Annotated in this window: 18 protein-coding genes; 5 read left to right on the top strand and 13 right to left on the bottom strand. The window is 38.4% G+C overall.

Annotation, left to right across the window (positions count from 1 at the left end; translation table 11 throughout):
* From QM409_RS07120 to QM409_RS07070, 11 genes are all read right to left on the bottom strand, one after another.
* Positions 1–328, bottom strand: a 328-nt coding sequence (locus QM409_RS07120; RefSeq protein WP_419965965.1) for a transposase, incomplete at its 3' end; no start/stop codon positions are given.
* 93 nt (positions 329–421) lie between these two features.
* Positions 422–841 carry a F0F1 ATP synthase subunit epsilon gene (locus QM409_RS07115; RefSeq protein ID WP_414305423.1) on the bottom strand — a complete coding sequence of 140 codons (420 nt, stop codon included), beginning with the start codon at positions 839–841 and terminating at the stop codon, positions 422–424.
* A gap of 10 nt (positions 842–851) precedes the next feature.
* Positions 852–2,258: a F0F1 ATP synthase subunit beta gene (atpD, locus tag QM409_RS07110; RefSeq protein WP_000094357.1), complete on the bottom strand. Its 1,407-nt coding sequence runs from the start codon at positions 2,256–2,258 to the stop codon at positions 852–854.
* Positions 2,259–2,343: 85 nt separating this feature from the next.
* A complete protein-coding gene (locus QM409_RS07105; protein WP_000301215.1) occupies positions 2,344–3,222 on the bottom strand; it encodes a F0F1 ATP synthase subunit gamma in 879 nt (292 codons plus the stop codon).
* 15 nt (positions 3,223–3,237) lie between these two features.
* Positions 3,238–4,743 (bottom strand): F0F1 ATP synthase subunit alpha, encoded by a 1,506-nt coding sequence (gene atpA, locus QM409_RS07100; protein ID WP_000996629.1) that lies wholly within the window; start codon positions 4,741–4,743, stop codon positions 3,238–3,240.
* Between the two features lie 14 nt (positions 4,744–4,757).
* The gene (locus QM409_RS07095; protein WP_049502213.1) at positions 4,758–5,294 is read right to left on the bottom strand and encodes a F0F1 ATP synthase subunit delta; all 537 of its coding nucleotides are present in this window, start codon (positions 5,292–5,294) and stop codon (positions 4,758–4,760) included.
* Positions 5,294–5,788: a F0F1 ATP synthase subunit B gene (gene atpF / locus QM409_RS07090; RefSeq protein ID WP_020902744.1), complete on the bottom strand. Its 495-nt coding sequence runs from the start codon at positions 5,786–5,788 to the stop codon at positions 5,294–5,296. The genes QM409_RS07095 and atpF overlap by 1 nt, the downstream gene beginning before the upstream one ends.
* Before the next feature lie 13 nt (positions 5,789–5,801).
* Positions 5,802–6,512 carry a F0F1 ATP synthase subunit A gene (gene atpB, locus QM409_RS07085; protein WP_000392870.1) on the bottom strand — a complete coding sequence of 237 codons (711 nt, stop codon included), beginning with the start codon at positions 6,510–6,512 and terminating at the stop codon, positions 5,802–5,804.
* A 33-nt stretch (positions 6,513–6,545) separates the two neighbouring features.
* A complete protein-coding gene (locus QM409_RS07080; RefSeq protein ID WP_001054560.1) occupies positions 6,546–6,746 on the bottom strand; it encodes a F0F1 ATP synthase subunit C in 201 nt (66 codons plus the stop codon).
* Between the two features lie 315 nt (positions 6,747–7,061).
* Entirely contained in the window at positions 7,062–8,348 is a 1,287-nt protein-coding gene (locus QM409_RS07075) for a peptidase U32 family protein (protein ID WP_000169065.1), read from the bottom strand.
* A gap of 138 nt (positions 8,349–8,486) precedes the next feature.
* Positions 8,487–9,185, bottom strand: a complete 699-nt coding sequence (locus QM409_RS07070) for a GntR family transcriptional regulator (protein ID WP_057487639.1) — start codon at positions 9,183–9,185, stop codon at positions 8,487–8,489.
* 141 nt (positions 9,186–9,326) lie between these two features.
* On the opposite strand from QM409_RS07070, the gene guaA reads away from it, so the two are divergent.
* Positions 9,327–10,889 (top strand): glutamine-hydrolyzing GMP synthase, encoded by a 1,563-nt coding sequence (gene guaA / locus QM409_RS07065; RefSeq protein ID WP_414305422.1) that lies wholly within the window; start codon positions 9,327–9,329, stop codon positions 10,887–10,889.
* 101 nt (positions 10,890–10,990) lie between these two features.
* Here guaA and QM409_RS07060 read toward each other — a convergent pair whose 3' ends face one another.
* Both QM409_RS07060 and QM409_RS07055 read right to left on the bottom strand, forming a co-directional pair.
* Positions 10,991–11,209: a hypothetical protein gene (locus tag QM409_RS07060; RefSeq protein WP_414310496.1), complete on the bottom strand. Its 219-nt coding sequence runs from the start codon at positions 11,207–11,209 to the stop codon at positions 10,991–10,993.
* A 3-nt stretch (positions 11,210–11,212) separates the two neighbouring features.
* Entirely contained in the window at positions 11,213–12,778 is a 1,566-nt protein-coding gene (locus tag QM409_RS07055) for a hypothetical protein (RefSeq protein WP_414305421.1), read from the bottom strand.
* A 662-nt stretch (positions 12,779–13,440) separates the two neighbouring features.
* Here QM409_RS07055 and QM409_RS07050 point away from each other — a divergent pair.
* The 4 genes from QM409_RS07050 to QM409_RS07035 are packed head-to-tail and all read left to right on the top strand — an operon-like array spanning position 13,441 to position 17,965.
* Positions 13,441–14,214 (top strand): ABC transporter ATP-binding protein, encoded by a 774-nt coding sequence (locus QM409_RS07050; RefSeq protein ID WP_414305420.1) that lies wholly within the window; start codon positions 13,441–13,443, stop codon positions 14,212–14,214.
* Positions 14,204–16,258 (top strand): FtsX-like permease family protein, encoded by a 2,055-nt coding sequence (locus QM409_RS07045; protein WP_414305419.1) that lies wholly within the window; start codon positions 14,204–14,206, stop codon positions 16,256–16,258. The genes QM409_RS07050 and QM409_RS07045 overlap by 11 nt, the downstream gene beginning before the upstream one ends.
* Positions 16,259–16,290: 32 nt before the next feature.
* A complete protein-coding gene (locus tag QM409_RS07040; RefSeq protein WP_414305418.1) occupies positions 16,291–16,974 on the top strand; it encodes a response regulator transcription factor in 684 nt (227 codons plus the stop codon).
* On the top strand, positions 16,964–17,965 hold the full coding sequence (locus QM409_RS07035) for a sensor histidine kinase (protein ID WP_414305417.1): 1,002 nt from the start codon (positions 16,964–16,966) through the stop codon (positions 17,963–17,965). The genes QM409_RS07040 and QM409_RS07035 overlap by 11 nt, the downstream gene beginning before the upstream one ends.
* Positions 17,966–18,023: the final 58 nt, after the last annotated feature.

The following is an 18,023-nucleotide window of genomic DNA, read 5'->3' as shown; positions in this document are numbered from 1 at the left end:
TTAAACGAAGATTGAGGTCCATGAAAAGATTACGTATGAGTTCTTCCATCCCTTCAGCGACTCGAAAACGATTGATGGTGCGATAGCTGACAACCAACGGTCCTGTTAGGTACTGCATAGCGAGATTCTCAATCATCATTTTTTCGATTTTTCGACCAGAGAAAATCCTTTGTGAATAGGCAAATAGAAGAGCAGATAAAAGCATTTTAGGGTGATAAGATGGGCGACCAAAGGCATGATAGAAGGCGTGAAAATGACAATCCTCCAAGGTATTTACCACTTTTTCAATAGTAAAGACGAGATGGTCTTGTGGCAAGAAGGAACTGATTTACCAAGACTATCGTAACCATGCAAAAAAGCAACGGCAAATCCGTTGCTTTTTTTGGAAATAAGGGACTATTGTCCCAGACTCCCTTTTTTCTTATAGTCTTTTTCCGACATTGATACGATTAATAGCACGTTGCAAAGCAATCTTAGCACGACGTTCTTGATCAATCAAGTTTTTTTCATGGGCTTCTTCGATTTCATGCTCTGCTCGAAGCTTGGCACGTTCTGCACGGCTAACATCGATATCACGAGCACGTTCTGCAGAATCCGCAACGATTGTAATGATATCATTGGCAATTTCAATAACACCTCCGTTTACTGCAATCCAGTTCACGTGATCTTCATCATCAATACGTTTTACCTTTACTTCATCAACTGCTAAAACCGCAATCATATTTTCATGTCGTGGCAAGATCCCCATCTCACCATCCAGAGTTCGAACCGATACATAGCTGGCATGGTGATCATAGACGAGACCATCTGGTGTCACGATCTGGACAGTTAACTGAGCCATAGATCACCTCTTAAAATCCCATTTTTTCAGCTTTGGCAATCACATCTTCGATAGAACCTACGCCACGGAAGGCATCTTCTGGCAAGTGGTCATGTTTACCATCAAGGATTTCCTTAAAGCCACGAACAGTTTCAGCAACTGGAACATAAGAGCCTGGTTGACCAGTAAATTGTTCCGCAACGTTGAAGTTTTGTGACAAGAAAAACTGGATACGACGGGCACGAGCAACCAAGGTCTTTTCTTCATCAGAAAGCTCATCCATACCAAGGATAGCAATGATATCTTGCAATTCATGGTAACGTTGAAGAACGCGTTTTACTTCAGCAGCAACTGCATAGTGCTCCTCCCCAACGATTTCAGGTGCCAAGGCACGTGAGCTTGAAGCAAGTGGGTCAACGGCTGGGTAGATACCCAATTGTACCAACTTTCGTTCCAAGTTTGTAGTAGAATCCAAGTGAGCGAAGGCTGTTGCTGGCGCTGGGTCAGTATAGTCATCCGCTGGTACATAGATAGCCTGGATAGAGGTTACAGAACCCTTCTTAGTTGATGTGATACGCTCTTGCAATTGACCCATTTCCGTAGCAAGTGTTGGTTGGTAACCAACGGCTGATGGCATACGACCCAAAAGGGCAGATACCTCTGAACCAGCCTGAGTGAAACGGAAGATATTATCGATAAAGAGAAGCACGTCTTGGCCTTCAACATCACGGAAGTATTCAGCGATTGTCAAACCAGTAAGGGCAACACGCATACGTGCTCCTGGTGGCTCATTCATCTGACCAAATACCATGGCTGTTTTCTCGATAACTCCTGATTCTTTCATTTCCCAGTAAAGGTCGTTCCCCTCACGAGTACGTTCCCCAACACCGGTAAATACTGAAATACCACCGTGTTCTTGGGCAATGTTGTGAATCAATTCTTGAATCAAAACGGTTTTACCAACACCGGCACCACCGAAAAGTCCAACTTTACCACCTTTTAGGTAAGGGGCAAGAAGGTCGATAACCTTAATCCCTGTTTCAAGGATTTCAGAAGAGGTAGACAATTCATCAAAAGTTGGAGCTTTTTTATGAATTGGCTGACGCTCTGCGTCTTCTGTAAAAGGAGCTTCCAAGTCAATGGTATCTCCCAAAACATTGAAGACACGTCCCAAAGTTTCTTTACCTACTGGTACAGAGATTGGACGACCTGTGTCCAATACTTCCATTCCACGAGTCAAACCATCTGTTGATTCCATGGCGATAGTACGGACCATACCATCTCCCAACTCCAAGGCTACTTCAAGGACGATTTTTGTTTTTCTTTCGTCATTTTTGTAGACGACAAGTGCATTGTTAATCTCAGGAAGTTTTTCCCCTGCTGCAAACAAGACGTCTACAACGGGACCGATAACCTGAGCAATTTTACCTGAACTCATCTCCTTCTCCTATTCTATATAAGATACTGTCGGTTCCTAGCTCACCTAGGTCCTAAGTTCATTTTCATACGAGCTGGACTAGAGCCTATTCTAAGGCACTAGCTCCTGCTACGATTTCTGTAATTTCTTGTGTAATCGCCGCCTGTCTGGCACGGTTATACTGAATTGTCAAATCATTAATGACTTTCTTAGCATTATCTGTCGCTGTTTGCATGGCTGTCATACCGGCAGCATTTTCAGCTGTCTTGGCATCGATAATAGCCCCGTAAATCATACTTTCTGCAAACTGAGGCAACAACTGCTCCAAAATTTCTTCTCGGCCTGTCTCCAATTCAAAAGTCAAGCTGTAGTCTTCATCCGCTTCATTGGGATCCAAGTCAACAATCGGAAGCATTTGTTCCACACGCATTTGACTGGTTAGCGTATTGACATGGTGATTATAGCAGACATAGAGTTCATCAAAAAGTTCATTTTGGTACATTTCAACTGTTTTTGAAATAATCTTACGAACTTCATCAAAGCTAGGCTGATCCGCCAAGCCACGTAATTCATAAAGTGGTTGAATACCGCGAGCCTTAAAGAAATCAGCTCCCATTCCACCAATACAGATCATTTCAAAACCTTTACCGTCTGGATGGTATTCTTCTTTCAACTCCATAACGGCTTTCAGAATAGAAGAATTATAACCTCCAACCAAACCGCGGTCTGAAGTGATGACGATATAGCCTGTCTTCTTCACAGGACGGCTAATCAACATCGGATTGGTTGAACCACCAGCTCCATTACCATGGAGGATATCTGTCAAGAGTTTGCGGACTTTCTGAGCGTAAACTTGGAAGTTGCGAGCAGCTTCTTCAGAGCGACCAAGCTTAGCAGCTGATACCATTTGCATAGCATTAGTGATTTGACTCGTATTTTTTGTTGAGGCGATTTTTGTTTTAATATCATTTAGAGATACTGCCATCTGACACCTCTATTCTTATTGGAAGCTGGTTTGATTGAGAAACTCTGTAATCGCAGCATCCAAGACTGCTTCTTCTGGCAAGTCTTTTGTATCACGAATGGTTTCCAAAATCTCTGGATGTTGAGCATCAAAGAAGGCATGGAACTCTTCCTCGAAACGAACAATGTCATCTACTGGAACAGTATCCAAGAAACCGTGTGTCAAAGCATAGAGAATGGTTACTTGTTTCTCAACAGGCAATGGTTTGTGAACAGGTTGTTTCAAGACTTCAACTGTACGACGTCCACGGTTCAACTTAGCCTGTGTTGCTGCGTCCAAGTCAGAACCAAACTTAGTGAAGGCTTCCAACTCACGGTATGAAGCAAGGTCGATACGAAGTGTACCAGCAACCTTTTTCATTGCTTTGATTTGTGCAGAACCACCTACACGAGATACAGATGAACCCGCATCGATAGCTGGACGAATACCTGCATTGAAAAGACCATCACCAAGGAAGATTTGTCCATCAGTGATAGAAATCACGTTGGTTGCGATATAGGCAGAGATATCTCCTGCTTGTGTCTCGATAAATGGTAGGGCTGTAATTGATCCACCACCAAGTTCATCAGAAACTTTAGCTGAGCGCTCAAGCAAACGGCTGTGAAGGTAGAAAACATCCCCTGGGAAAGCTTCACGACCTGGAGGACGACGAAGCAAGAGAGACAGTTCACGATAAGCTACCGCTTGTTTTGATAAATCATCATAAACGATCAAAACATGCTTACCTTGGTACATAAATTCTTCCGCCATGGCAACCCCAGCATAAGGAGCTAGGAAGAGCAATGGAGATGGTTGTGAAGCAGAGGCTGTCACAACGATTGTGTAGTCCAAGGCACCGTACTGACGTAGTGTTTCTACTTGTGTACGAACTGTTGATTCTTTTTGTCCAATCGCAACATAGATACAGATCATATCTTGACCTTTTTGGTTCAAGATTGTATCAATCGCAATAGTTGTTTTCCCTGTCTGACGGTCCCCGATAATCAACTCACGTTGACCACGACCAATCGGTACAAGGGCGTCAATAGCTTTCAAACCAGTTTGCAATGGTTCTGATACAGACTTACGTTGCATAACACCAGGAGCTGGTGCTTCTACTGGACGAGTTTTATCAGTGTGGATTTCTCCAAGACCATCAACTGGACGACCAAGCGGATCCACAACACGACCAATCAGACTTTCACCTACTGGGACTTCCATGATTTTCCCTGTACGGCGGATTGTATCGCCTTCACGGATATCTGTAAAGTCACCTAGGATGATAATACCAACGTCTGTTGACTCCAAGTTTTGAGCCATACCATAAGAGCCGTTTTCAAAAATCAACAACTCTCCACTCATGGCATTTTCAAGGCCGTGAGCACGCGCGATACCGTCCCCGATATAGGTTACAACACCTGTTTCAGTCACATCAAAATTGGGTTTGAAATTTTCAATTTGTTGCTTAATTAAAGCGCTGATTTCTTGTGCGTTAATTGCCAAAAGAACACCACTTTCTATTTCAAATTTTCTTTAACAACTTTAAGTTGTTGTTTAATACTCACATCAATTGTCTTGTGATTGGCAAAAATGACAAAACCACCAATAAGACTTTCATCGATTTGTTCTTTTACACTCCTTACTTTAAGAGACATTTTTTTCTCAATCAAAGGGAGCAAGCGACTCTTTTGTTCATCAGTTAAAGGATGAGCTGACGTAATCGTCACTTCAAATCGATTTGTTTCTTTTTCAAGTCGGTTCAAGCAATCTACAAGAATATCATAAAAAAGATTTGCTCTGTGATTGTAGATAAGAACCTGAATAAAGTTTTGCAATAAAGTCGACACTGAATCTTGGAAGAACGCAATCGTTTTTTCCTTGTCAGACTCGTCTACTGCCACTTTTTTTAAAAAAGAAGGTAAACCTGTTTCTTCAGCAACTTGCTTGATTTGAGCTAAGTCTGAAAAGATACGGTCTTCTTCTCCTTTTTCTAAAACCAATTGGACAAAAGGCATGCTGTATTTTTCAATTACCTTTACTGTTTTCTTGTCCATTAAGCTTCTCCTAGCTGATCGATATACTGATCAATGAGTTCTTTATGGGCATGACCGTCAAGGTTTTGTGAGATGATTTTACCAGCCAAGCTGATTGTCAAATCTGCTACCTCACCCTTAACGCTTTGTAAAGCTTCAGCTTTATTTTGAGCAATTTCTTGGTTCGCTTTTTCTTTCAAGCGTCCTGCTTCTAGCTTAGCATCTGCTAAAATACTAGCTTTGCTTTTCTCAGCTGTTTCTTTCGCATTCTCAATGATTGTCTTAGCTTCTTTACGGCTACCAGCCAATTCATCTTCGCGTTTTTGAGCCAATACTTCTGCTTTTTGACGTGCTTGTTCAGCTCCGTCAATATCTGCTGCAATTTTTTCTGCTCTTTGTTCGAAAATGCTAGCCAAATTTGACCAAGCATATTTCTTAACCAAGACTAGCAAGAGAATAAAGGAACCAGCGATTAGTATAAAATCACCAAGTAATTCACCTACTGTTACATTCATAAACTACTCCTTTCTATTCTTCATCATTAATTTTATTTCCTAGGTACATTGAAGATAACAATGTAAATACATATGCTTGTACACAAGAAATAAAAACAGAAAATGCAGTCCAGATTAGATTTGTTCCAAAAGCAATAGGATACCAATAGAAGGCCTGATGAGAAAGTAGGACTAACATACTTGCCATCACTTCCCCTGCAAAGATATTACCAAAGACCCGCAATGCAAGTGAAAGGAGATTGGTAACTTCTTCCAAGAGATTCATTGGTGTCATAAAACCTGGTGTTACAAATGCTTTTAAATACTTTTTGATTCCACGACGACGAATTCCTTCTACGTGGGTCATTAAGATAATTGTAAAAGACAAGACCAAGTCAAATGACAAATTTGCTGTTGGTGAGGTCCAAAGATTTACACCATCTGTAGTCTGAATTCTAGCCATTAAGCCAATATTATTTGCAATGGCCATAAATAGGAATAAACAGAAATAAAAGAGAGAATAATCCTTTATCATTGGACCAAGGTTTGATTTTGTAAATCCAACAACAAAATCAAATAAATACTCTAATACATTTTGTTTTCCTGTGGGTCTCAAAGTCATATTTCGAGTTGCCCAATAAATAAAGCCAAAAATAAGTGCTACAGTCAACAAAGTCAAAACTACTATGGTTAAATTAAAGGTAACAGGACCAATATTGATGGTTGGATTAATACTTTCTTCCATCTAAAATCCTCCCTTTTTCAATTTATACTTCTTTTATTTGATGATAAATGAAAAGACAAGAGTAACGAAGAAAGTACCTTCAATAAAGGCAACCCCTAGGATCATCAAACTACGTAGTTCTGAGATGATATCTGGTTGGCGAGCAACTGATTTCAACAAACCGTTCATCAACATACCTTCACCAAGAGATACACCCATACAGGCAAGACATAGACCGAAAAATGTTAAATTCATGACGAATTCTCCTTTTAATTAAAATTTACTTACTTAGTTTAGTCCTAAAAATTGAATTTGTCAACTTTTTACTTACGTTGAAAGCGTTTAATGAAAATTATTTACATTTTTACTATTTTTTAGCTTATTATATAGAAAAATTTGGAAAAAACTTGTAATAAATCCCTCCATTATCTAGATCTTTCTGAAAAATAATGAAAAAATCCGAGATGAAATCTCGGATGGAAATTAATATATTTTCTTTAACCTAATGTTCTTTTAATAAGTAGGATTAAAGGGAAAGCAACTAGAAAGCTTTCGTCTCCTACATGCTTATTAAGCACGAACTGTGACGCTGGTGCCATCTTCTTTATAAAGATTGATGAGTCCTTCTTTGAGAGCTCGAACCATATCTCCAGCTTGAACAGGTTGTGGGACTTTGATTGTCAAGAGTTCCATTGGATTTGGAGCGCGGTCAATTTTATTGCCTTTGGCATCATGTAAATCTTCGATATACGTTTCAAAATGACGGAAACCTGGGCCATAAAACTCAACTTGGTCGCCTTCATTAATGACGTTCCGTTGGCGAATGGTCGCTGTTTGCGTCGCATCATCATAAGAAACCACTTCAGCGACAAACTTATACTCAGGAATTTTACGACGAGCACCAAATAACTGTTCATTTTCAGATGGTGTACCGTAGTAGAAACCTGTTGCCAATTCACGTTGGGCAACCTTCCACATTTCATCAATCAAGTCTTGCTTGATAGCTTCAAATTTTTCTGGACTTTCTAGATAAGCATCAACAGCTGCCTTGTAGCAGTTGGTTACTGTTGATACGTAGTGAATAGACTTCATACGTCCTTCGATTTTTAGACTGTCCACACCATTTTCAATCATATCTGGGATATGGTCAATCATGGACATGTCAACAGCTGACATTGAAAATTCTTCTGGGATTTCCCCTTTCAAACTCTTGCGTTCTTTCCCAAATGGCATATCGTAAAGATCATACTTCCAACGGCAAGACTGAGAGCAACCGCCACGGTTAGCATCACGCATACTCATATGGTTTGAAAGAGTACAACGACCAGAGTAAGAAATACACATGGCTCCGTGGACAAAGGCTTCAATCTCAACATCTGTACGTTTGCGGATTTCTGCCAATTCTTCCATTGAAACCTCACGCGCCAAAACGACACGAGTTAAGCCCAGTTCCTTCCAAAACTCAAGAGTTTCATAGTTTGTGGCACTTGCTTGGGTAGAGAGGTGGATTTCAAGACCTGGTGCTTCTGTAGCCGCAATCATAATCAAGGCTGGATCAGACACGATAACTGCCGCAATGCCGATATCACGTAGTTTACGGAACCACTCACCAGCACCAGCTTCATTTCCTTCGTGCATAACCATGTTGGCAGCCACATAAACCTTAGCACCATACTTAGCCGCAAACTGGACACCTTCTTCCATCTGTTCGAAAGTAAAGTTTCCGGCACGGCTACGAAGACCATAGGCCTGACCACCGATAAAGACAGCATCTGCTCCATACTGAACAGCTACTTTTAGCTTCTCTAAAGTCCCTGCAGGTGATAAAACCTCAGGACGTTTTAATGTTTTTGTCATGTTTTCTCCTATTTGCAATATAAAAGTTTGACGTTTTTCTTTCTCATTTTATAGTAAATAAGTGATAAAATCAAGCCTAGACAGATTGTTTTGACAATTCTAATCTTTTAAGAAAGCAAAAAAACTAGCCTTTCTAGACTAGTTATTCTCAAGATAAAATTCAAAACGTTCGCCTACATACTGACTTTTTACGTATTCAAATGCAGTACCATCTTCTAGGTAGGAAACCTGAGTCAAACCAAGAATAGCATGTCCTTTTTCAACTTCCAAATAGTGGGCAATCTTTTCTTTAGCAAGACGAGCATAGATTGTCTGCTGTGATTTACCAATACGGTAGCCATGTTTTTGCAAGGTTTGGAAGAAATGACTGGTGATTTCTTCTTTTTTAAAGTCCTTAATGAATTTTTCAGGAATAGAAGCAACTTCATAAACCAGAGGAACTTTGTCGGCATAGCGGACACGCTCCATTCGGATAATATTTTCCGTTGGAGAAATTCCTAACTTGGCAACTTCCTGCTCATTGGGAATGGTTTTTCTGTAGGAAATGAGCTGGCTAGAGGGAACTTTACCTTGGGACTTAACAATTTCAGTAAAACTGGTTGTCCCTCGCATCTTTTCTTGTACTCGAGTACTGGAAACAAAGGTGCCGCTTCCTACACGACGCTCTAAAACGCCTTCTTCGACTAATAGAGATACAGCTTGGCGAAGGGTCATGCGACTGACTGCAAACTGCTCTGCTAAATCTCGTTCACTGGGAAGCCTCTCACCAATGGCCCAACGATGTTCGTCAATATCCTTTTTAATCTGATCATGGATTTTCATATAAGCGGGTAGCATATTTTTCACTTCATTTCTATCTTTTCTCTATTGTACCCCAATAAACTAGAAAAAGTCAAACTTCGCCTTGTTTAGTTGGTAATTCGCCCTTATTTGTGATAGAATATTGAAAAAAGATATTTCTTTTGAGAAAGGAAAAAGATGAGCAACATTTCAACTGATTTGCAAGATGTAGAAAAAATCATCGTATTGGACTATGGTAGCCAGTACAACCAGCTGATTTCACGCCGTATCCGTGAGATTGGTGTTTTTTCAGAACTAAAAAGTCATAAAATTTCAGCTGCTGAAGTTCGTGAAATCAACCCTGTAGGAATCATCCTTTCAGGTGGTCCAAACTCTGTATACGAAGATGGTTCATTCGATATTGACCCAGAAATCTTCGAACTTGGAATTCCTATTTTGGGAATTTGTTACGGTATGCAGTTGTTGACCCATAAACTTGGAGGGAAAGTTGTCCCTGCAGGTGACGCTGGAAATCGTGAATACGGTCAATCAACTCTAACTCACACACCATCAGCGCTTTTTGAATCAACGCCTGATGAACAAACTGTTTTGATGAGTCATGGTGATGCAGTTACTGAGATTCCTGCTGATTTCGTTCGTACTGGAACTTCAGCTGACTGCCCTTATGCAGCCATTGAAAACCCTGATAAACATATTTACGGTATCCAATTCCACCCAGAAGTTCGTCACTCTGTATACGGAAATGATATCCTTCGTAACTTTGCTCTTAACATCTGTAAGGCTAAAGGCGACTGGTCAATGGATAACTTCATCGACATGCAAATTCAAAAAATCCGTGAAACAGTCGGTGATAAACGTGTCCTTCTTGGCCTTTCAGGTGGGGTTGATTCATCTGTCGTTGGTGTTCTTCTTCAAAAAGCAATTGGCGATCAATTAATCTGTATTTTTGTGGATCACGGTCTTCTTCGTAAAGGAGAAGCGGATCAAGTTATGGACATGCTTGGTGGTAAGTTTGGTTTGAATATCGTCAAAGCAGACGCTGCAAAACGCTTCCTTGACAAACTTGCTGGTGTTTCTGACCCTGAACAAAAACGTAAAATCATCGGTAACGAGTTTGTCTATGTATTTGATGATGAAGCAAGCAAGCTCAAAGATGTAAAATTCCTTGCTCAAGGAACTCTTTATACAGACGTGATTGAGTCTGGTACGGATACAGCTCAGACGATCAAGTCACACCACAACGTTGGTGGTCTTCCAGAAGACATGCAGTTTGAATTGATTGAACCACTTAACACTCTTTACAAGGACGAAGTTCGTGCTCTTGGTACAGAACTTGGCATGCCAGACCATATCGTATGGCGCCAACCATTCCCAGGACCAGGTCTTGCTATCCGTGTTATGGGTGAAATCACTGAAGAGAAACTTGAAACCGTTCGTGAATCAGATGCTATCCTTCGTGAAGAAATTACCAAAGCTGGTCTTGACCGCGATATCTGGCAATACTTCACAGTTAATACAGGTGTTCGTTCAGTCGGTGTTATGGGTGACGGTCGTACGTATGACTACACAATTGCAATCCGTGCTATCACCTCTATCGATGGTATGACTGCTGATTTTGCAAAGATTCCATGGGAAGTACTTCAAAAAATCTCAGTGCGTATCGTAAATGAAGTGGATCATGTTAACCGCATCGTCTATGATATTACAAGTAAACCACCTGCAACCGTTGAGTGGGAATAGAGTTAATAAGTTTAAAAGGCTTTAGAAATATTGATTTCTAAAGCTTTTTATTTTGCATTAACAATATTTTAACAACAAAAACTATTTTTCAGTATTTAAACCTAATATCTTTTTAACCTTTTTGTACTTTCTATATACATACCTTTCTTAGACTCTCTAACAATTCTAGAATAATCTCCATTATCCTCGCGCAATTCATAAACACGGTAAAAATCATTATTATATTCAAACTCACTAATCAAATCTATTTCTTTATTTATTATTTCCTTACTACCTAAATTTTCTGAATACTTCCTGAGCTCTATTAACCAATTAAACACCTATTAATCAATTTTTAAATGTATCTTACCCTTCACTACATCCGGTATATATTTTGAAGTAATCTCATATTCAATCGTTTGAGGAACATTCTCAAACATTAGTATCGATGGAAATGCCATTGAGGAGTTATGTTTCAAATACTCAATGCCAAATCTTAAAATATCAAATTCTGAATTTGTAAAATTTTTATATATAAATATGTGTTCTAAAGAGTTTTTATAGTTGTATTTTTGTTCTTCATAACCAGGTCTTATAGTATATGCGATAAGCGGATTAATATTAATTCTTTCTATATTTGATGGGATTATTTGAAAATAAGCGTAAGCATCAACTGAGTCACTTTCTTTAATTTTAAATAGAAATTCATCTAATTCAATTCCCTGTATCTCCTCAATTATGTTTTCTCCTGGATAAAGTAAGTTATTATGTTTTAGCAGACAACCTTTTGGTACCATCAGTTTTATATCGATATCTTCATCATATGTTTTACCTAAGTTAGAAACGATTAATTCGACAAATTTAATGTTATCTATGTATGTGAAATATTCAATATACCCTTTGTAAGATATTATTTCCCAATATAATTTGTTTAATTTAGAAAAGCGTTTCTTTTCCTTGTCAGACCCTATATACGAAGGACTACTGTTACCGAAAGGAATTTTCACCTGAAATTTATCTTTCCTTAAATTTCCTAAGTACCAAAAATTTTCATGTAGTTTGATTTGGTTTTCTTTAGCGAAATCATTTATAGTATCTTTGAATTCATCACTAATAACCACAGAATCAGCCATTTTATAAAGAAAATCAACATTCGCATCTTCTTTTGAAGGCATGATCAACTTTTTAGTTTTATCTTCTAATATACCTGATTCTTCAGAAATTACGGTACTGTTTAGTTCATCTATATATTCATTAATCCTACTTTGCTTTTCATTGATAAATTTTGACTCCAGTAAACTAAATTGTTTAGGTAAAACATTTTCGTCAGATAATGTATTTTTATCCCTTATTGTCACAAACGGTTTTATATTTTCGTTTTGATAAGTTTCTTTTTCTGAAATTAATTTTAAAAAATAAAGTGATAGATGATTTGTAAAAAGCCTTTGAAAATCACTCTCGTCATTAACTATAAAAAATATCCCTCTATCTTTATATCTTTCTTTAAATTCTTGCACTTTTTCATATTGCTTAATGTCTATATTAGACGGAATTATCGGAGCTTCTAAAAAGTACATAAAAACTTGTTTATCAGCTGATAGCATCTCCTCAATTTCTTCTTCCGTTCCTGATCCATAATTATCTGTTGCTGTACCAAATCTTGTCCAAAATATAGCAACAGCTGCATCACATTCCCTAACAATTTGCTTATTCAATAATTCCTGTGGTTTATCACCTGATTCAGGAAAACTATCCGTTGACCAATGCTTGATTGATACTTGTATATTATTCAAACTACCATATAGTTTATTAAAATTATCAACAGCTTCCTTAATTAATTGAAGATAGCCAGTAACATCCCCGGGACACGAAATTAATAAATCGTAAATAGTCACTCCTTCTCTTAGCATCTATGTATCCTCCGAAAATTTAATACTATACAAATCTAACCTATTATAATTATAAATCAATAAAATCAAATTCTCTTACTGTTTTATTGGTTATAAACAATTGGAAATGAATGGTTTAGAACAAAGGTATCTACAACACAAAAGAGTAAATTAGGCTATGTTAATAGCATTTATCCCTTAGAGACTGCTCTTGTAAAAACTTATGGCAATGATGTAAAGCCATATTGGAAAAAAGATGATATTAATAAAGCAACAGAGAAAACCAGTAATCGTATAGTGAGATTTATCTTTGGATAAAAAATAGTGTAGGCTGAAGAGAATTCTTTAAAACTAGCTTGCTACAATTATTCTTTGTCAGATTTAAATGAAGTAACAATAGAAAATAAGAACGGAAATAGATTTTCCTGTAAGATAATACCGCTGGAGCATGAACTTCAGTGGTATTATTTTTTATGATTTCAATATTAGGAAAATTTCTCAACCTCTACTCCTCTTTTTAAATCCCTGAAACCATGCTATAATATAGTAAGTATAGCTCCAATAACCTGACTATAAAAGTCAGCGATAAAGATTTCTTACATCATCCGTAAGTGTTATTCTGCTCGGATTCATATTATAATGAAAGTAACAAATGAAAGTAACAAAAGATGGAGGTGTTTCACATGGACACAATTTTACGAGTAGAATCATTAAAAAAGCATTATGGAAAAGAACCGAATATCACCGAGGCCTTGAACGGCATATCTTTTCAAGTTGTAAAAGGTGAGTTCTTAGGGATTATGGGGAGCAGTGGATCTGGGAAAACAACACTTCTTAACTGTCTCGCCACTATCATCAAGCCAACTGACGGTTCCATTCAAATGCAAGAAAAGGATTTAGGTCAGTTAAAAGGTAGTCAGTTAGCTGATTATCGTGGTAAGGAAATTGGCTACCTCTTTCAGAATTTTGAGCTTTTGGACAATCTGACAGCCAAAGAAAATATTTTACTTCCCTTGTCTTTGCACAAGGTCGATGCCAACGAAAGCAAGGTTCGGTTAGAATTGCTTTCCCAATATCTAGATATTTCTGAACTTCTGGATAAGTTCCCATCTCAATTATCAGGTGGTCAACGGCAAAGGGTAGCTGCTGCGCGTGCCTTGATTTTAGACCCTAAGATTGTATTTGCGGATGAGCCCACAGGGGCTTTGGATTCAAAAAATGCGACCATTTTGATGCAAAAATTAGCTGAAATGAATCAAGTGGAAGAAACCACCATTCTCATGGTGACCCACGATTCAGTCGCTGCCAGCTTTTGCAACCGCATCTTGTTTATCCAAGACGGAAAACTATTCCATGAAATTCGACGCGATTATCCAAGAGAAAGTCAAGAAGATTTTTACCACAGAATACTAAAGGTCATGTCTGCACTGGCTGGAGGTGATGGCAATGTTTTCTAAATTAGTCTCAAGAAATAGCAAGAGGGATCGAAAGAATAATGGCTTGTATTTCAGTTCCATGGTTCTTTCTATTATCTCCTTTTACATCATCCTTTCTTTGTCCCATCAAGATGTGATGATCTTTCTCAAACAAATAGAGAGTGACGCTGTAAATAAACTCTTTAGCATGATTCCCATTCTTTATGTAGCAACCCTCTTTATTCTCTTTTTTCTAGTCTACTTCGCAAGCAGTATGCAGATGGAAAGGAGAAAACATGAATTTGGTGTCTATCTAACGCTAGGGATGCGAAGAAGCAAACTGTTCTTGCTGCTCCTACTCGAGGATTTGAGAAACAGTATCCTTGCTCTTGGAATAGGTCTTCCAATTTCAATCTTGATTTCAGAACTGATTAGCCTAATAACCGCTAAAATTGTTGGGCTAGGGATTATTGAACATCAATTTTCTCTATCTACTACAGCTCTACTGTATACAGTCATCGGCTTCCTAGCCGTAAAATTAGCTGTTTTTGTCCTTTTAAGTGCAAAAACAGCCAATAAGGAAATCGGAAACCTGCTTGCCTATTCTCCTTCTGGGATGAAGAAACTACTCCCCAAGGGGGTGTACCTTCTTGCTTCTGTCCTAGGGATTGTACTTCTTGGAACAGCCTATTACATGGGTATGAGTGGACGAGCTTGGGAGAGTGTCATAACCATGGGCATCACTGTTTTCTTGGGGACTCTAGGAACTATCCTCCTCTTCTTTGGTATGCGTTTATTTATAGACTTTTTGGTCAAGCTTGGAAACAATCGAAAACTTCATGCCTATAATTTTAGACAGATTCAGGAATTAGTTATCCAGCGCTCAACTATACTGGCCATCTGCTCCCTCTTAATCTTCTCTGCCTTGTGCCTCTTTGGAGCAGGTGTTGCCATTGCAAGTGGCAATTCAGGCAATCAAATCCACATATTGGATTATACATTCAGAGATAGCAAGCAGGATACAGATGAAAATCTTGATGTAAATACAGTAAAAAAAGAGCTTGAAGCAGCTGGACTGGCATCACAGTTTTCAAAGATTCTACAAATCAAAGTGGGCAAACCGAAAGAACACGAGTCCGTGTCCTTTGAACAGTTCATCAAGGTATTGAAAGAGCAAAAAGAAAGTAAAAACAAGGAAGTCTTAGTCCATAATTTCCAGAAGTATATAAGTTGCCACCTTTTGCCACTCTCTGAATACAATGAACTTAGAAAGGCTGCAAACCTCCCTTCTCTAGAATTAACTAGTAAGGAAGCCTACTTGTATATGGGAAAAGATTTTCTCCCGGATGAGAATCTAGTTAACTCTGTTCTGAAAGCAAACCCTCAAGTCAACGTCATGGGAAATGATATAAAATTGATTGGGGAGGTGCAGTCTTTACCAATTGTAACGGACCGTGAAATCACCCTCTCTGTCGGCCTCATTCTTCCAGATGAGACCTTTATGAGTTATACTGATAGTAAATACTCGAACTATGTCAGTGGCATTCTAGCTCCTGATTTGGTCAAGGAAAAAGGCCTGATGAAAGCTATCTCAGATACCAATAAAAAGCTGAATCAAAGTCCTCTTGGCTATGAAAGTTATATACAAAATATGGGAAGACAATTATTTTACATTATCTCTGCCAGCTATATCACTATCTATCTAGCTATCATCTTCCTTGTTGTCGCAAATACAATCATCGGCGTTCAATTTTTGATGGGGCAGAGACAATCCTATAGACGATACCAGACCTTAATCCATCTTGGTGCCAACTATGAAACTCTTTGTAGATCTTCAGAAAAGCAAATCAATTGGTATTTTGGTCTGCCAATAGTCCTTGCACTTATCAGTAGTAGCTTCGGAGTGAGCTCCCTCCTCACAGGAATAGTACCAGCCAGTGCAAGAATGGCCATGGGGCAAAAATTTATCACAGCCATGCTGATAGTACTGCTGTTAGCTGGATTTGAAGTTATCTATATAAAAATTGTAAAGAAAAATAGCAACAAGTACTTGTTGTCATTAATGGAACCCAAAAGAGATGAATAAGGTAGAATAAAATAGGAAAAGGAGGAGCCGATATGAAGCATATTCTGGTTATTGAAGATGAAGCCTTGATTCGAGATGAAATTGTCATTTTGTTAGAGAAAGCGGGTTATCAAGTTGATAACTTGACTGACTTCAAAGATACAAGCCAGCAAGTATTGCAATACGATACGGATTTAATCGTACTGGATTTGAATTTACCAGGAGAAACAGGTTTTCAAATTTGTAAAAATCTCAAGTCCAAACGCTCTGTGCCCATATTGGTTCTCACCTCCCGTGAACAACTAAAAGATGAGATTTACGCCCTAAAATTAGGGGCTGACGAGTACTTAACAAAACCTTTCAAGAAAGAAAGATTCTTGGCTCGTATAGAAAACATCTTGAAACGCTATGAAGGTAGACAAAATTTGCTTGAAAAAGATAATTTCCTGCTGGATAAAAATACCTATACTCTTTATATCAACGGACATTCGATTTTACTCCCTCAAAATCAAGGGAAATTGTTAGAAACCTTATTAGTGGCAACTGATTCTGTCGTCACAAAAGAAGAACTAAGTATGAAACTGTGGAATACAACTGAGTTCATCGATGAAAATGCCCTACAAGTAAACATTGCAAGGCTGAAAAAGGTGATGAAACAGTCTGGCATTGCCCTTAAAGTCAAGTCCGTCAGAGGTATTGGTTACAAGCTAGAAGAGGTAAGTCCAGATGAAACATAATCTAAAATATCTAGCTAGTTATCTGCCTTGGTTACTTGTTCTCTTAGCATTTGATCTATTCACAGCTGTCCTGCTTTGGCTTTCAGATGTGAGAATGTTTCAAGCTCTCATCCTTCTCTATATTTTAGCCACCGTCCTGCTTTTTTTCATCCTATCATTCTTACTTATAAGAAAAGAAAGAAAAAAATCCGCTGCTTATAAATCCTTCATAGCCAACCCTAAGATCGATACTGAACTTGAATTATTGAATTTATCAAGTGCCTCAGAGAAAGAAAGCATTGAAAAAATAGCAGATACACTTTATCAAAAGCAGGCTCAAATAGGAAAACTCAACTCATTACTAGCCGAGTACGAGGACTATGTTGAAAAATGGGCGCATGAGATTAAACTTCCTTTATCGCTTCTTTCCCTCCTTTTAGATAATCAAAGTGACCAACTACCTGAGGATACTGCTTTTAAATTGGACTATGTGAAAAATCAAATCCAAGGAAATGTATCACAGATCCTATTCTACTACAGGGTGAAAAGTGAGAAAAATGATTTTCTATTTGAAGACCTTGACCTAGAAGAGTGTATCCAAGATCTTTTGGAGAACTTTGATCCCTTGCTCAAAGAAAAGAATTTTACGATTAAGTTAGAGAACATACAAGGAACCTGCTACACCGATCAACGCAGTTTTGGATTTATCCTGTCTCAAATACTAGCCAACGCCCTTAAATATAGCTCTGACAAACCAGAACTCAAGATTTCTATGTCAAGTGACAAGGGGCGCAAAACCCTGATTATTAGGGATAATGGGTGTGGAGTTAAAGCTTGCGACCTCCCTCATATCTTTGAAAAAGGATTTACAGGTGATTCAGGAGAGACAAGGAAAAAATCAACAGGCATGGGGCTCTATCTTGTCAAACAATTAGCAGATGCTTTAAAAATCGACATCGTAGTAAAATCCGAATGGATGCATGGATTTGAAATCTCTCTTTCTATTTCGTAATGTTTCGATTCAGAAAATTGCCTAATCATAGAAAGCACATATTTTATACCAAAAAGGA

This window comes from Streptococcus mitis (genome assembly GCF_047465045.1).
Classification (GTDB): Bacteria; Bacillota; Bacilli; order Lactobacillales; family Streptococcaceae; genus Streptococcus; species Streptococcus mitis_DT.
Note: the sequence above shows the minus strand (reverse complement) of the source record. Positions and strands in the feature narration are given on the sequence as shown.

Coding starts and splice junctions, on each gene's coding strand:
- QM409_RS07115 (WP_414305423.1), bottom strand. CDS start 841: ATGGCTCAGTTAACTGTCCAGATCGTGACACCAGATGGTCTCGTCTAT.
- atpD (WP_000094357.1), bottom strand. CDS start 2,258: ATGAGTTCAGGTAAAATTGCTCAGGTTATCGGTCCCGTTGTAGACGTC.
- QM409_RS07105 (WP_000301215.1), bottom strand. CDS start 3,222: ATGGCAGTATCTCTAAATGATATTAAAACAAAAATCGCCTCAACAAAA.
- QM409_RS07095 (WP_049502213.1), bottom strand. CDS start 5,294: ATGGACAAGAAAACAGTAAAGGTAATTGAAAAATACAGCATGCCTTTT.
- atpF (WP_020902744.1), bottom strand. CDS start 5,788: ATGAATGTAACAGTAGGTGAATTACTTGGTGATTTTATACTAATCGCT.
- atpB (WP_000392870.1), bottom strand. CDS start 6,512: ATGGAAGAAAGTATTAATCCAACCATCAATATTGGTCCTGTTACCTTT.
- QM409_RS07080 (WP_001054560.1), bottom strand. CDS start 6,746: ATGAATTTAACATTTTTCGGTCTATGTCTTGCCTGTATGGGTGTATCT.
- QM409_RS07075 (WP_000169065.1), bottom strand. CDS start 8,348: ATGACAAAAACATTAAAACGTCCTGAGGTTTTATCACCTGCAGGGACT.
- QM409_RS07070 (WP_057487639.1), bottom strand. CDS start 9,185: ATGCTACCCGCTTATATGAAAATCCATGATCAGATTAAAAAGGATATT.
- guaA (WP_414305422.1), top strand. CDS start 9,327: ATGAGCAACATTTCAACTGATTTGCAAGATGTAGAAAAAATCATCGTA.
- QM409_RS07055 (WP_414305421.1), bottom strand. CDS start 12,778: ATGCTAAGAGAAGGAGTGACTATTTACGATTTATTAATTTCGTGTCCC.
- QM409_RS07050 (WP_414305420.1), top strand. CDS start 13,441: ATGGACACAATTTTACGAGTAGAATCATTAAAAAAGCATTATGGAAAA.
- QM409_RS07045 (WP_414305419.1), top strand. CDS start 14,204: ATGTTTTCTAAATTAGTCTCAAGAAATAGCAAGAGGGATCGAAAGAAT.
- QM409_RS07040 (WP_414305418.1), top strand. CDS start 16,291: ATGAAGCATATTCTGGTTATTGAAGATGAAGCCTTGATTCGAGATGAA.
- QM409_RS07035 (WP_414305417.1), top strand. CDS start 16,964: ATGAAACATAATCTAAAATATCTAGCTAGTTATCTGCCTTGGTTACTT.